Source organism: Pseudomonas sp. KB_12 (assembly GCF_052114545.1).
Taxonomy (GTDB): domain Bacteria; phylum Pseudomonadota; class Gammaproteobacteria; order Pseudomonadales; family Pseudomonadaceae; genus Aquipseudomonas; species Aquipseudomonas brassicacearum.
Map to the genome: position 1 here is coordinate 31,661 of NZ_JBFREY010000030.1, position 13,783 is coordinate 45,443.

A 13,783-nucleotide genomic window follows, 5' to 3' on the forward strand; every position below is an offset into this window, starting at 1 on the left:
CGGGCGACAAGCGCCTCGAAAAATTGATGTGCCGCGCGCCCAGGGCACGAAGCAGCTAAAGGGCGGGATTATAGCTTAAAAGCGGCCTTAAGCCTCTAGCGGTGAGTGGCGGGCTTGTGGGTTTTGCCGCTCGGGCGTTCATTGACAGTCCATGGCCACCAACATAGGCTTCGCGCAAATGGACTGGGAGATCCCGGTCGGCGTCTAAGCCTCGGTGAGTTTCATCGGGGCTTTTCGCTTTCTGGAGCGCAGATTCCCCCAAACCTTCCTCCCCGTAGTGCGGTCAGCATCCCTGTAGCTGAACCACCGCTATCGCGAGCAAGCTCGCTCCCACATGGTTTTGCGGATGCTCACAATGTTTGCAGACGATACAAAAACCTGTGGGAGCGAGCTTGCTCGCGATAGCAGCGGTGCGTTTCACGTCCGGTCTAAAGGGTGTACACGGTCCGTGGCGAGGGAGCTTGCTCCCTCGCCACGGTGACCGGTTACAAGACAGATGGCGCGCTATCGACGCCCTTGGGCACCCGCAGATCAATCACCCGATACAACGCACTGTCCTGCGGCCAATTGCGCATGAACCGCGCGCGATCCCGGGCGTAGGCCGGGGCGAAGCTGGCGTGGGTGCGGTGTTGGCACATGGAGTCGAGGTCGATCAGCGCCCAGCGGTCGTGCTGCCAGAACAGGTTGTGGCCCTTGAAGTCGCCATGGCTGATGCGCTCGCGGATGAGGTCGGCGAACAAACGATCCAGCGCCAGCAATTCCGTCTCGGGGGCTTCACCGCTCTCCACGTAAGGGCCGAAGCGCTCGATGATGTCCGGCCCCGCCAGGTGTTCGGTGACCAGGTAAGCGCCGCGGCGCAGCCACAGGAAACGCTTTTCCAGCAGCGCCAGGGGCTTGGGCGTGGCGATGCCGAGAAAGGCCAGGCGATGGCCTTCGCGCCAGGAATGCCAGGCGCGACTCGGACGCCAGAAGCGCTTGAGCCAATGGGCGAAGTTCTTGATGTTGTAGCGCTTGATCACCAAGGTACGACCATTCACCTCGACTTTGCCGACACTGGCCGCGCCGCCGGTCTTGTACAGGTGGCCCTGGTCGAGCAATGCATCGGCCTGCTCCAGCACCGGTGTCATGGCCGCTTCTTCATCGCGGCGGATCGCCCGCAGGCCAAACGCCCCGCGTTGCACGCTGAACAGGCTGCACTCGCGCCCGACTTTCGCGAGGAAATCCTTCAGGCGCCAGGCTTGCACCTTGTCGATCTGTTTTTGCAACGCTTCCATGGGCAGCGCGTGTTCGGCGTTGCCCAGCAGGTAATGCACCAACAGCTCTTCATTGAACGGCTGGAGGGCTTTGGGAAGCTGGGCGAAAAACACTCCCAGGTTCTCCAGGACTTTCTGCCGCGACAACGGTTGGCCTGGAGTTTCAGCGCGGATGCCGGCGCCGTCGATCAAGTAGAGCTTGCCGTCGTGACGCAGCAGATTGTCCAGGTGCAGGTCTTCCTGCCACAGGCCTTTGCCGTGCAATTGCGCGATAGCGCCCAGGGCTTCGGCCAGCACCGCCGCCTGTTCGTCGGCCAGCAATGGCAGGTGTTCGACCTGTTTCCAGGCATCCCCCAGGCTCTCGGCGCCTTCGAGCAATTCGAACAACAGCCAACCACCTTCCCCCTCTTTCAGGCCATCGGCCAGCAACAACGGCGTGGTCAACCCCTGCTCCGCCAGCAGGCGCACGCCTTGCAGTTCCCGCTGGAAATGCCGGGCGGCCTTGCTGCCCACCAATAATTTGGCCAATACCGGCCGGCCACGCCAGACGCCCGCGCCGACGTAACGTTGCCCCGGCAACACCCGCAACAGCGAAAGCAGTTGCAACGTAGCCGGGCCGGCGGCATCGGCCAGTTCCAGGCTCAGGGGCAGGCCGGGGCTGCGGCCGGCATTTTTCAATTCGGACAGATGCATCAACGGGCTTCCTTGTGGCTGCGCCGAGCGTTCAGACGGATCATCCAGCGGTCGACCAGTCCACTGTCGAGCGGCTGGTCCAGATAACTGGACAGTAACTGGCGCACATCGGCCTCACTCCAGACAGAGGCGCGACGCAGCAAAGGCTCCAGGTCCTTGACCCGATCACGCAGGCCGAACAATAGCGGCCGGGTCTTTTCCAGGTCGATCAATTGCGCCTGATAACCGTCGGCGCTGGCTTGCAGGAAGATGTGTTTGGGATAGAAGCAACCGTGCACCTGATGCATGCCGTGCAGGCGCCGCGCCAGCAAACCACAGGCGTTGAGGATGGTGGTGCGCTGCGCCGCCGTCAGGCTCGACCAGCGCTGCACCAGTGAATCCAGGTCATCCCAGCCGTCCAGGGCACGAGTCAGCAGGATCGCCCGCACCTCACCGTTCACCTTGCGCTGACCATAGAACACCGCTTGCAGGGCCGGAATGCCCAGCTGGCGATAACGGCTGATGTTGCGAAACTCCCGGGAGAAACTTGGCTCGCCAAACGGGTGGGACAAGGTCCGGGTCAGGTAATTGCTCTGGCGCTTGAGGTAATAACCCTGCCCCTCCAGGTCCAGCCGGAACACACTGCTCCAGCCGTCACCCGCGGTATTGGGTTCGTCCACCGCATCCAGTTGCCGTACCCACAAGGCCTCGAAGCTGTCCAGGCCATGACGTTGCAACAACGCCCGGTCTTCAGCGGCCAGAAAATCAGTCATTCACGCCCCTCGAAAAATCTCACCACGTGACGGATGCGTTTCTTGTCGCACGCATCGAGCCGGTCGCGCTGGCGGTATTGCAGGTAAAACCGCAAGCGCTGCGTGGCCGACAAGTGATACTTGGCCACTTTGTCCAGGCATGCCAAATCCTTGGTGATACGGTACTTGAGCCAGAAACCGCGCCAGAAGTCGCCGTTCGGGCAGTCGATCAGGAACAGTTTCGCCTGGTCATCGACCAGCAGGTTGCGCCATTTCAGATCATTATGGGTGAAGCGCTGCTCGTGCATGGTCCGTGTGTAACCGGCCAGTTGCCGGCTCACGCCTTCGACCCAGGCGCGGTCGGCCAGCCTCGGATCGCGACGCTCGGCCAGAGCCGAGAGGTCTTCGGTTTGCGGCAGTTCGCGGGTGATCATCGCGCCACGGGCATAGGTCGCACCGCTTCGTTCCAAGCCCCAGCCCACGACTTCGGCGGTGGGAATGCCCCATTTGGCGAAGCGCTTGAGGTTCTGCCATTCGGACTTGACCCGCGGCTTGCCCAGGTAACGCCGCAAGCCTTTGCCGGCTCCGACGTAGCGCTTGACGTAGTAATTCACGCCGTTGCGCTGCACCCGGATCACCTCTGACAACGGATCACGGGTCAAACGCTCCCCTTGCAACGCGAACACTGCCTCGAGGCTGCCGAAATCCTGCGCCAGATCGGCGTAGGCCGGTTCCAGTTTCCAGCCTGACATCAGAGCGCGTCCCCGTATCGCTGCTTGCGGGCATACAGCTTGTTGGCCTTGCCTTCGAGCCAGGCCAGCAACGACGCTTCTTCGACGAGGATCCGGCGCAGTGGCTGCTGGAAATAGCCCTTGAGGAAACGCAGTTTGTCGCGCCGGGTCAGGCCGATGTCCAGCGCCGAGAAATACAGCGCCGCCAGGTCCTTGTTGCGCCAGCGAGTGGTGATGGCTGGGCGGGTCTGGGCACGGTGCAGGTCGATCACCGAAAGTTTGAAGTCGGCAGGCGTCACCGGCTTGTCGGTGTGCAGCAGGAAGTGGCAGATGTAGCAGTCGCGATGGTTGACCCCGGCGCGGTGCATCATGCCGGTCATGCGCGCCACTTCGGCGATCAGGGCACGCTTGAGTGCCGGTTGCGGCGGCTGCTTGACCCAGTCGATGCTGAAGTCTTCGAGGCTGACGGTCGGCGCGAGCTCTTGGGTGACGATGAACGAGTGCTGGTCTGCCGGGTTGCTACCCTTCTCGCCGTACGCGACAGCGGTCATGGTCGGCACGCCGACTTCCTGCAAACGCTGGATCGCTTTCCATTCCTGCCCTGCGCCGAGTACCGGCAACTTGGCGGTGAACAGGTTCTTGAAGATCTCGCCCCAACCGATGCCGCGGTGGATCTTCACGAAAAAACCACGACCGTCCACCTCCGTGCGCAAGGTGCGCCGGGCTTCAAGTTCGCGATAGACCTCGCCCTTGAGCGCCTCGACTTCGGCGAACGCATCGCGCCCGGCCCAAAGGCTCTTGAACGGTTCGGCCAGCATCAACTTCATTGTGCGTGCTCCGCCAAAATCACATCGGCCGCGTGCTGCGGCATGCTGTAGAGGTCGGCCGTCTCGGCGAAGGCCAGACCGTTGTGGCTCCAGGCCGCCCGGGCATCGGCATCGTTCAACATGCGACCCAGGTACTCGGTGAGCTGTGCTTGCTCGAACGGCTCGTCCAACACCAGGCCACTGTCGGCCTCGGCGATGTAATGGGCGTACCCACACACCGCGCTGACCAGCACCGGCAACCCGGCCACCAGCGCCTCGAGCAGAACGGTGCCGGTGTTCTCGTTGTACGCCGGATGGATCAACAGGTCGGCACCCAGCAGGAAACGCGGGATGTCACTGCGCCCCTTGAGGAACCGCACATTGTCACCGAGCCCCAGTGCGGCGCTCTGCAGTTGGAATACCTTGGGGTCGTCCTGGCCGATTACAAACAGCCGGGTGCGTTTTTTCAATTCGGCGGGCAGCGCGGCCAGGGCCTTGAGGCTGCGATCCACGCCCTTGGTCTTGAACCCGGAACCGATCTGCACCAGCAGCAGGTCGTCATCGGCCAGTTCGAATTCGGCCCGGAACGCCGCGCGGATCTCGTCGGCATCGGCGGGCCGACGGCGGTCCTGGGCGATGCCCGGCGGCAGCAGGTGAAAGCGCTCAAGCGGCGTGTCGTAGTGCTTGATGAACAGTGGCTGCTGGACTTCGGAAATCATCAGCACGTCGGTCTTGGCGTCCTTGGCGAACACTGCCCGCTCGTACTCGGCGAAATGCCGGTAGCGGCCCCAGCGCCGGTACAGCGAATTGCGCAGGTTCTGCGCCTTGTCTTCGAAGCAGCCGTCGGCGGCGTAGTACACGTCCAGGCCAGGCATTTTGTTGAAGCCGATCAAACGGTCCACCGGGCGCTTGGCCAGGTCGGCCTCCATCCAGGCACTGAGCTTCTCGTTGCGGCGATGGTTGAACAGCGCCTTGACCGGCGCTACCAGCACTTCGAAGCCGGGCGGCACGTCACCCTCCCAGATCAGCGTGTAGACGCGGATCTGGTGACCGCGTCGCTGGCACTCCAGGGCGATGCGCATGAAGTCACGCTGCAGGCCACCGAAGGGGAAGTACTTATAAAGGACAAAAGCCAATTGCATCAGCGCGACTCCTCAGCCAATAACGTGCTCAGGTGGCTGGCAACACGCTCGGGGTTCAGACGCGTGAAGCACAGGGGCTGCTCGCGTTTCAGATCAAACCGCCGGGCATCTTCGGCGGTCGGCGGGTAAGTGCAGTGTTTCTGCATGCACGGTGCGCAAGGGAAATCACTGGCGAGGTGAATCTGGCCCTTGCCGTAGGCGCCGGTCAGCACCGGATTGGTCGGGCCGAGCAGCGAAATGGTCGGTACGTCCAGGGCCGCGGCCAGATGACCGAGACCGGTGTCCACGGCCACACAGGCCTGGGCACCGGCAAGCACCTTGCCCATCCCGCCGAGGTTCAGCTTCGGCAGCACCAAGGCATTGCGCAGCCCGCTGGCGATGCGTTCGGCCCGGGCCTTCTCGGCCGGGTTGCCCCACGGCAGTTTTACCACCACGCCGAACTGCCCCATGCGTTCGGTGAGCTGGCGCCAGTAAAGTTCGGGCCAATGCTTGGACTCCCAGGTCGTGCCGTGCAGGAACACCACATAGGGATAGGGGCGTGGCAATTCCACCAGTCGGTCGATGTCGAGACCATAGCTGCCCTGGGTCTGCGGCAAGTCATAACCCAGCGCCAGGGCAAATAGCTGTCGTACGCGCTCGACCGCATGCTGACCGCGAGCCACCGCCAGGCGCCGGGAATAAAAGCGCGCCGCCAGGGGCTCTCGCGCCGAATTTTTATCCAGGCCGGCCACCGGGGCCTTGACGTAGCGGGTCAGCCAGGCGCTTTTCAGCAGGCCTTGGGCGTCGATGACCAGGTCGTACTTTTCGGCGCGCACGCTCTGCTTGAAGCGTCGCCATTCGCCACTCTTGATGGTTTGCCAGAGGTTCTTGCGCCAGCGACGGATCGCTACCGGAATGACTTTGCCCACGGCCGGGTGCCAGGTGGGGATTTCGGCGAAGCCTTCTTCCACCACCCAATCGAACTTGACGCCAGGAATCGCCCGCGCCGCGTCGGTCAGCGCCGGCAGGGTGTGGACCACATCCCCCAGCGAAGAGGTCTTGATCAGCAATACCCGCAAGTTACCGAACCTCCACGGGTGTGCCCTGCAGACGCTCCAGGGCCTCGTTCACCGACGACGGCATGAGCTGGCGCAGGCAATTGTAATGACCGAAGCGACAGGTGCGGTCGAAGCACGGACTGCATTCGATACCCAGGCGCACGACTTCGACCTTGTCGGCCAGCGGTGGCGTAAAGCCCGGTGAGGTGGAACCGTAGACCGCCACCAATGGGCGGTTCAGGGCCGCAGCCACGTGCATCAGGCCGGAGTCGTTGGAGACCACCGAATCGGCGCAGGACAACAGATCGATGGCCTCGGCCAGGGAGGTGTCGCCGCTGAGGTTTACCGATTCTTCCCGAAGGCCCGGGATCAGTCGCGAGCGGATGTCCTCGCCCACCGGATGATCTTTTTTCGAGCCGAACAGCCAGACCTGCCAGCCTTCGCGAATCTTCGCCTCGGCAACCTGGGCGTAATGCTCGGCCGGCCAGCGCTTGGACTCACCGAACTCGGCCCCCGGACACAGGGCCAATACCGGACGGTCCAGGCTCAGGCCGAACTTGGCCAGCGCCGCTTCGCGGGTGACCGGGTCGATCTGCAGGCTCGGTCGTGGATACGGCTTGGGCAACTCGGTCCCAGGCTCGTAGGCCAGGGCCATGAAGCGCTCGATCATCAGCGGATAACGCTCTTTGTCCAGCGTGCGCAGGTCGTTGAGCAGGCCGTAGCGAAACTCGCCACGCCAGCCGGTGCGCTTGGGGATGCCGGCGAAGAACGGCACCAGTGCCGATTTCAACGAATTGGGCAACAGGATCGCCTGGTCGTACTGACCGGCCAGGGATTTGCCAATGCGCCGACGGGTCGCCAATTCCAGCACGCCGTGGCCGAGCGGGAAGCTCAAGGCCTTGCGTACCTCTGGCATGCGCTCAAGGATCGGCCGGCTCCACTCTGGGGCCAGGACGTCGATTTCGCACTGCGGATGACGCTGCTTCAGACACTGGAACAGTGTCTGCGCCATCACCATGTCACCGACCCAGCTGGGCCCAACGATCAGAATATTCATGTGCTTTCCAAAAACGATACGGGGAGGCCTACGCCTCCCCGCCTCGAGAATCACTGTGGCTTAGGTCGTTGCCTGTTGCCCTAATCTACAACACACCACCCATCTCCTGTGGGAGCGGGCTTGCTCGCGAAGAGGCCGGCACATCCAACATCAATGCTGCCTGACACTCCGCTATCGCGAGCAAGCTCGCTCCCACAAGGGGTCTGCATATGTCTTCAGCACGGTGCAACACCACAAATCCACTGTGGGAGCGAGCTTGCTCGCGATGAGGCCGGCACATCCAACATCAATGTCGCCTGACACTCCGTCATCGCGAGCAAGCTCGCTCCCACATTTAAATCTTCAGCTCAGGCCCAGCTCCCGCCAGATCCGCAGTACCTGCTGGCGTTCATCCACGAACTGGTCGCCTGCGATCACCCCGGCATCTTTCTGCAAGGCCTGGCGGTGAGCGGCGGAGCGGTAGGCTTTGTAGGCTTCGCGCAACAGCGTGGCATCTTCGGCCGGCATCAGCCCGACCTCCTGCAACCCGTCCAGAATGCGGATGTTATCGGTGTAGCGCACCAGCGACGGATGTTCCTCGGACCACGCCAGGGCCGCGTATTGCACCATAAATTCAATATCGACGATACCTCCGGCATCCTGCTTGAGGTCGAAGGGCGCCGTGGCCTCGAAGGCATTCGGCGCGGTCCCGGCGGCAGTGGCCTTGCTGCCAAGGTTGTCGCGCATCTTGGCGCGCATCTCGCTGACCTCCTGGCGCAGCGTCGGCAAGTCACGCTTGCGTCCCAACACCTGGACGCGGACCTTCTCGAACGCCTGGCCCACGTCCTGGCTGCCCACCAGCACCCGCGCCCGCACCAACGCCTGATGCTCCCAGGTCCAGGCTTCGCTCTCCTGGTAACGGGCAAAAGCCCCGAGTGAACTGACCAGCAACCCCGACGCCCCGGATGGCCGCAGGCGCATATCCACTTCATACAGCTGCCCGGAGTTGGTCTGGGCAGTCAGCAGGTGAATGATCCGCTGGCCCAGCCGGGTGAAGAACTGCGCACCGTCGATGGGTTTGGGGCCGTCGGTTTCCGCGTGCGGGTCGCCATCGTGGATGAACACCAGGTCCAGGTCGGAACCATGCCCCAATTCCAGGCCGCCGACTTTCCCATAACCGACAATAATGAAGCCCGGATCGCACAGGCTGCCATCGGTGCGCAATGGCACGCCGTGCTTGGCGGCCGTCTGGCGCCAGGCCAGGGCCAGCACTTGTTCGAGAATCGCCTCGGCCAGCCAGGTCAGGTAATCGCTGACTTTCATCAGCGGCAGGCTGCCGGAGATTTCCGAGGCGGCCACCCGCAGGCGGTGCGCCAGCTTGAAATGCCGCAGCGCCTCCATTTGTTGCTCAAGGTCATCCTCGGGGATGCGCGTCAGGCGCTCACGCAACTCCGCCGCCAACTCCGGCGCCAAGGGCGGCTTGAACAGCCGACCCTCATTGAGCAATTCATCGAGCAGCAAGGGGAAACGGGTGATTTGTTCAGCAATCCACGGGCTCGCTGCGCACAACGTCAGCAAACGACGCAGGGCGCCGGGGTTTTCCGTCAACAGCACCAGGTAGGCCGAACGGCGGGCCACGGCCTCGACCAAGGGCAGCACCCGCTCCAGCACCAGGTCCGGATCGGCATGTTCCACGGCCTGGGCCAGCAGGCGTGGAATAAAGGCATCCAGACGCTCGCGCCCCAGGCGCTGCATGGCGCGCAGTTGCGGGCTGCCGCGCAGGGCGGCCAAGGCCTTGAGGGCTTTGGGTGCGTCGACGAAGCCACCCTCCTCCAACTGACGACACGCCGCCTCTTCATCCTGGCTGTCTTCCCACAACGGCAACCATTCGCCGCCCACCACCACTTCGCTTTCGCCACCCGCCTCTTCGTCCGGGTCGGCGATGACCTGGCCGAAATGCCAGGCCACACGCCCGCGCCAGTACATCAATTGCTCGTGAAAGGCCGACCAGTCGGCAAAACCCAGCATGAACGCAATGCGCGCCTGGTCCTGCGGGTTGTCCGGCAACATCTGGGTCTGGCGGTCAGCGATGGCCTGGATCGCATGTTCGGTATAACGCAGGAATTCGTAGCCTTGGCGCAGCTCGTCGATCACCTTGGCCGGCAGATAGCCCTGGCCTTCCAGGGTCCCCAACACCTTGAGAAGCGGACGCTGCTGCAAGCTCAGGTCGCGACCGCCGTGGATCAGTTGGAACGCCTGGGCAATGAACTCCACCTCACGAATGCCGCCCGAGCCCAGCTTGATGTTGTCGGCCATGCCCTTGCGCCGCACCTCCTGCTGGATCAACTGCTTCATGGTGCGCAGCGCTTCGATGGCGGAAAAATCCAGGTAACGGCGATAGACGAACGGGCGCAGCATGTCGAGCAATTGCGCGCCCGCCACCTGGTCGCCCGCCACCACGCGCGCCTTGATCATGGCGTAGCGTTCCCAGTCGCGGCCCTGGTCCTGGTAATACTGCTCCAGGGCATTGAAGCTCAGCACCAGCGCCCCGGCCGAGCCGTAGGGGCGCAGGCGCATGTCAACGCGGAAGACAAAACCGTCGACGGTCATCGGATCCAGAGCCTTGATCAAGCGCTGGCCGACACGGATGAAAAATTCCTGGTTATCCAGCGGTCGCTTGACGCCCACGGTTTCGCCACCCTCGGGGTAGGCGAAGATCAGGTCGATGTCCGACGACAGGTTCAGCTCCACGGCACCCAGCTTGCCCATGCCCAGGATGACCATCTGCTGCGGCTCGCCGCTGCGTCGTCCGGTGGGTACGCCGAATTGCTGGCTGAGGCGCTGGTACAACCATTGATAGGCCTGGTCGATGCAGGTGTCGGCCATGTCCGAGAGGTCGCGGCAGGTCTGGACCAGGTCGGCCTGGCGGGTCAGGTCGCGCCAGATGATCCGTACCTGCTGGCGGGTGCGCTGGCGGCGCAGGACGCGGCCCAGCTCGTCTTCAGTCTCGGCGGCCTGCACGGCGGCACCGATCTGCGCGCACATTTCACCGGGCGCCAGGCTGCGGTCCAGCTCGCCGCTGCGCACCAGCTCCAGCAGCATCACCGGGTCGCGGACACTCTGCTCGATGAAAAAGTCGCTGGCGGCGGCAATACGGTTGAACGCCTCCCAACGCTGCGGGGTCCAGGCCGACAGCCCGTGGTCGTCGTCGAACAAGGCGACCACCGCACGGAACGACTGCTCGGCACGACTGACCAATGACTGGAGAATGGCCGGTACCGTTTGCGGTATTGGGGCAAGCGAGGGCAGGCTCATGGTCTATCCTTGATCGGCGCGGGAGAGGCTGGATGTAGTGTTTTTTCAGAAGACACTACCTGATCGACTGTCGAACAAAGATGATAAATAGCTGAAAATCTGATTTTATTGGCAGCCGGCATCAAGTTTTTACCTGTTCGAGTTGGCTAAAGACCAACAGTAACGATTATTCTCACAACGAAACGAGGGGCCATAAGCCGCTCATGTGTAGTTTTACTACTCGTCTATACATTCGAAAGGCTGAAACGGCCGACGATTTGTAGTAAAACTACACGCCGCCGAAACAACCTTCGGCAATCCAAGAATTTATATCGTCTGCCCACAAGGCCAGTCGCAAACTCAGGCAACCGATTCTGGTAGCCTTTCCGCCCTGGAGCAAGCCATGCAAGACCTCGATCCCGTCGAAACCCAGGAATGGCTGGACGCCCTGGAATCGGTTCTCGACAAAGAAGGCGAAGACCGTGCTCATTATCTGATGACCCGTATGGGCGAACTCGCAACCCGCAGCGGTTCGCAACTGCCTTACGCCATCACCACGCCGTACCGCAACACAATCCCCGTCACCCACGAAGCACGCATGCCTGGCGACCTGTTCATGGAACGCCGCATTCGCTCGTTGGTACGCTGGAACGCGATGGCCATGGTGATGCGTACGAACCTGAAAGATTCTGACCTGGGCGGTCACATCTCCAGCTTCGCCTCCAGCGCAACCCTGTACGACATCGGCTTCAACTACTTCTTCCAGGCCCCGACCGACGAACACGGCGGTGACCTGATCTACTTCCAGGGCCACACCTCCCCAGGCGTCTACGCCCGTGCGTTCATGGAAGGCCGTATCACCGAAGAGCAGATGAACAACTTCCGCCAGGAAGTGGACGGTCAGGGCCTGTCGTCCTACCCGCACCCTTGGCTGATGCCCGACTTCTGGCAGTTCCCGACTGTATCCATGGGCCTGGGCCCGATCCAGGCGATCTACCAGGCACGTTTCATGAAGTACCTGGAAGCCCGTGGCTTCATCCCGGAAGGCAAGCAGAAAGTCTGGTGCTTCCTGGGCGATGGCGAGTGCGACGAGCCGGAATCCCTCGGTGCGATCTCCCTGGCCGGCCGCGAGAAGCTCGACAACCTGATCTTCGTCATCAACTGCAACCTGCAGCGCCTCGACGGCCCGGTTCGCGGCAACGGCAAGATCATCCAGGAGCTCGAAGGCGTATTCCGCGGTGCCCAGTGGAACGTGACCAAAGTCATCTGGGGCCGTTTCTGGGACCCACTGCTGGCCAAGGACGTCGACGGTATCCTGCAACGTCGCATGGACGAAGTCATCGACGGCGAGTACCAGAACTACAAAGCCAAAGACGGCGCGTTCGTGCGTGAACACTTCTTCAACACGCCTGAACTCAAGGCAATGGTTGCAGACCTGTCCGACGACGAGATCTGGAAACTCAACCGTGGCGGCCACGACCCGTACAAGGTCTACGCGGCGTACCACGAAGCGGTCAACCACAAAGAACAACCTACCGTCATCCTGGCCAAGACCATCAAGGGTTATGGCACCGGTGCCGGCGAAGCGAAGAACACTGCGCACAACACCAAGAAAGTCGATGTCGACAGCTTGAAGTTGTTCCGTGATCGTTTCGACATTCCGGTCAAAGACGACGAACTGGAGAACCTGCCGTTCTTCAAGCCAGAGCCAAACAGCGCCGAAGCCCGCTACCTGAGCGAGCGCCGCACTGCACTGGGCGGTTTCGTGCCGCAGCGCCGCGCGCAAAGCTTCAGCGTGCCAACCCCATCGCTGGATACCCTCAAGGCTATCCTCGACGGCTCGGGCGACCGTGAAATCTCCACCACCATGGCCTTCGTGCGGATCCTCGCGCAACTGGTCAAGGACAAGGAAATCGGCCCGCGCATCGTCCCGATCATCCCGGACGAAGCCCGTACCTTCGGTATGGAAGGCATGTTCCGTCAGTTGGGCATCTACTCCTCCGTCGGCCAGCTCTACGAGCCAGTCGATAAAGACCAGGTGATGTTCTACAAGGAAGACAAGAAAGGCCAGATCCTCGAAGAAGGCATCAACGAAGCAGGTGCCATGAGCTCCTTCATCGCTGCCGGCACTTCGTACTCCAGCCACAACCAGCCGATGCTGCCGTTCTACATCTTCTACTCGATGTTCGGCTTCCAGCGTATCGGTGACCTGGCCTGGGCCGCTGGCGACAGCCGCACCCGTGGCTTCCTGATCGGCGGCACCGCTGGCCGGACCACACTGAACGGCGAAGGCCTGCAACACGAAGACGGTCACAGCCACATCCTGGCTGCCACCATCCCGAACTGCCGCACCTTTGATCCAACCTACGGCTACGAGCTGGCGGTGATCATCCAGGACGGCATGAAGAAGATGACCGAAGAGCAACAGGACGTCTTCTACTACATCACCGTGATGAACGAGTCCTACCAGCAGCCAGCCATGCCGGCCGGCGCCCCGGAAGGCATCATCAAGGGCATGTACCTGCTCGAAGAAGACACCCGCGAAGCGGCGCACCACGTCCAGTTGATGGGCTCCGGCACCATCCTGCGCGAAGTGCGTGAGGCAGCGAAGATCCTGCGTGAAGAATTCAACGTCGGCGCCGACGTCTGGAGTGTCACCAGCTTCAACGAACTGCGTCGCGACGGCCTGGCCGTAGAACGCAGCAACCGCCTGCACCCTGGCCAGAAGCCAAAGCTGAGCTACGTCGAAGAATGCCTGAACGGCCGCAAAGGTCCGGTCATCGCCTCTACCGACTACATGAAGCTGTTCGCCGAGCAGATCCGCCAGTGGGTTCCTTCCAAGGAATTCAAAGTGCTGGGCACCGACGGTTTCGGCCGTAGCGACAGCCGCAAGAAACTGCGTCACTTCTTCGAAGTCGACCGTAAGTTCGTTGTGTTGGCAGCCCTGGAAGCCCTGGCTGACCGTGGCGATATCGAACCCAAGGTGGTGGCCGAGGCCATCGTCAAGTTCGGCATCGATCCAGAAAAACGCAACCCACTGGACTGCTGAGGAGAATTTTC

At 62.2% G+C, this 13,783-nt stretch carries 9 protein-coding genes; 1 reads left to right on the forward strand and 8 read right to left on the reverse strand.

Annotated features, from left to right (window positions below; all coding sequences use genetic code 11):
• Positions 1–485: 485 nt before the first annotated feature.
• From AB4Z20_RS21785 to glnE, 8 genes are all read right to left on the reverse strand, one after another.
• Positions 486–1,946, reverse strand: a complete 1,461-nt coding sequence (locus tag AB4Z20_RS21785) for a lipopolysaccharide kinase InaA family protein (protein ID WP_442090574.1) — start codon at positions 1,944–1,946, stop codon at positions 486–488.
• Positions 1,946–2,698, reverse strand: a complete 753-nt coding sequence (locus tag AB4Z20_RS21790; RefSeq protein ID WP_253471195.1) for a lipopolysaccharide kinase InaA family protein — start codon at positions 2,696–2,698, stop codon at positions 1,946–1,948. The genes AB4Z20_RS21785 and AB4Z20_RS21790 overlap by 1 nt, the downstream gene beginning before the upstream one ends.
• Positions 2,695–3,429 (reverse strand): lipopolysaccharide kinase InaA family protein, encoded by a 735-nt coding sequence (locus AB4Z20_RS21795; protein ID WP_214511492.1) that lies wholly within the window; start codon positions 3,427–3,429, stop codon positions 2,695–2,697. Before AB4Z20_RS21795 ends, AB4Z20_RS21790 begins: the two co-directional genes overlap by 4 nt.
• On the reverse strand, positions 3,429–4,235 hold the full coding sequence (gene rfaP, locus AB4Z20_RS21800; RefSeq protein ID WP_214511493.1) for a lipopolysaccharide core heptose(I) kinase RfaP: 807 nt from the start codon (positions 4,233–4,235) through the stop codon (positions 3,429–3,431). Before rfaP ends, AB4Z20_RS21795 begins: the two co-directional genes overlap by 1 nt.
• Positions 4,232–5,356 carry a glycosyltransferase family 4 protein gene (locus AB4Z20_RS21805; protein WP_253471193.1) on the reverse strand — a complete coding sequence of 375 codons (1,125 nt, stop codon included), beginning with the start codon at positions 5,354–5,356 and terminating at the stop codon, positions 4,232–4,234. Before AB4Z20_RS21805 ends, rfaP begins: the two co-directional genes overlap by 4 nt.
• Positions 5,356–6,414 carry a lipopolysaccharide heptosyltransferase I gene (gene waaC / locus AB4Z20_RS21810; protein WP_442090575.1) on the reverse strand — a complete coding sequence of 353 codons (1,059 nt, stop codon included), beginning with the start codon at positions 6,412–6,414 and terminating at the stop codon, positions 5,356–5,358. The genes AB4Z20_RS21805 and waaC overlap by 1 nt, the downstream gene beginning before the upstream one ends.
• Position 6,415: 1 nt before the next feature.
• Positions 6,416–7,450: a lipopolysaccharide heptosyltransferase II gene (gene waaF, locus AB4Z20_RS21815; protein ID WP_442090576.1), complete on the reverse strand. Its 1,035-nt coding sequence runs from the start codon at positions 7,448–7,450 to the stop codon at positions 6,416–6,418.
• 342 nt (positions 7,451–7,792) lie between these two features.
• Positions 7,793–10,744 carry a bifunctional [glutamate--ammonia ligase]-adenylyl-L-tyrosine phosphorylase/[glutamate--ammonia-ligase] adenylyltransferase gene (glnE, locus tag AB4Z20_RS21820; protein ID WP_442090577.1) on the reverse strand — a complete coding sequence of 984 codons (2,952 nt, stop codon included), beginning with the start codon at positions 10,742–10,744 and terminating at the stop codon, positions 7,793–7,795.
• Between the two features lie 382 nt (positions 10,745–11,126).
• On the opposite strand from glnE, the gene aceE reads away from it, so the two are divergent.
• Positions 11,127–13,772: a pyruvate dehydrogenase (acetyl-transferring), homodimeric type gene (gene aceE / locus AB4Z20_RS21825; protein ID WP_053177864.1), complete on the forward strand. Its 2,646-nt coding sequence runs from the start codon at positions 11,127–11,129 to the stop codon at positions 13,770–13,772.
• Positions 13,773–13,783: the final 11 nt, after the last annotated feature.

Excerpts from the sequence above, each read along its gene's own strand:
- AB4Z20_RS21785 (WP_442090574.1), bottom strand. The coding sequence starts at position 1,946 with ATGCATCTGTCCGAATTGAAAAATGCCGGCCGCAGCCCCGGCCTGCCC.
- AB4Z20_RS21790 (WP_253471195.1), bottom strand. The coding sequence starts at position 2,698 with ATGACTGATTTTCTGGCCGCTGAAGACCGGGCGTTGTTGCAACGTCAT.
- AB4Z20_RS21795 (WP_214511492.1), bottom strand. The coding sequence starts at position 3,429 with ATGTCAGGCTGGAAACTGGAACCGGCCTACGCCGATCTGGCGCAGGAT.
- rfaP (WP_214511493.1), bottom strand. The coding sequence starts at position 4,235 with ATGAAGTTGATGCTGGCCGAACCGTTCAAGAGCCTTTGGGCCGGGCGC.
- AB4Z20_RS21805 (WP_253471193.1), bottom strand. The coding sequence starts at position 5,356 with ATGCAATTGGCTTTTGTCCTTTATAAGTACTTCCCCTTCGGTGGCCTG.
- waaF (WP_442090576.1), bottom strand. The coding sequence starts at position 7,450 with ATGAATATTCTGATCGTTGGGCCCAGCTGGGTCGGTGACATGGTGATG.
- glnE (WP_442090577.1), bottom strand. The coding sequence starts at position 10,744 with ATGAGCCTGCCCTCGCTTGCCCCAATACCGCAAACGGTACCGGCCATT.
- aceE (WP_053177864.1), top strand. The coding sequence starts at position 11,127 with ATGCAAGACCTCGATCCCGTCGAAACCCAGGAATGGCTGGACGCCCTG.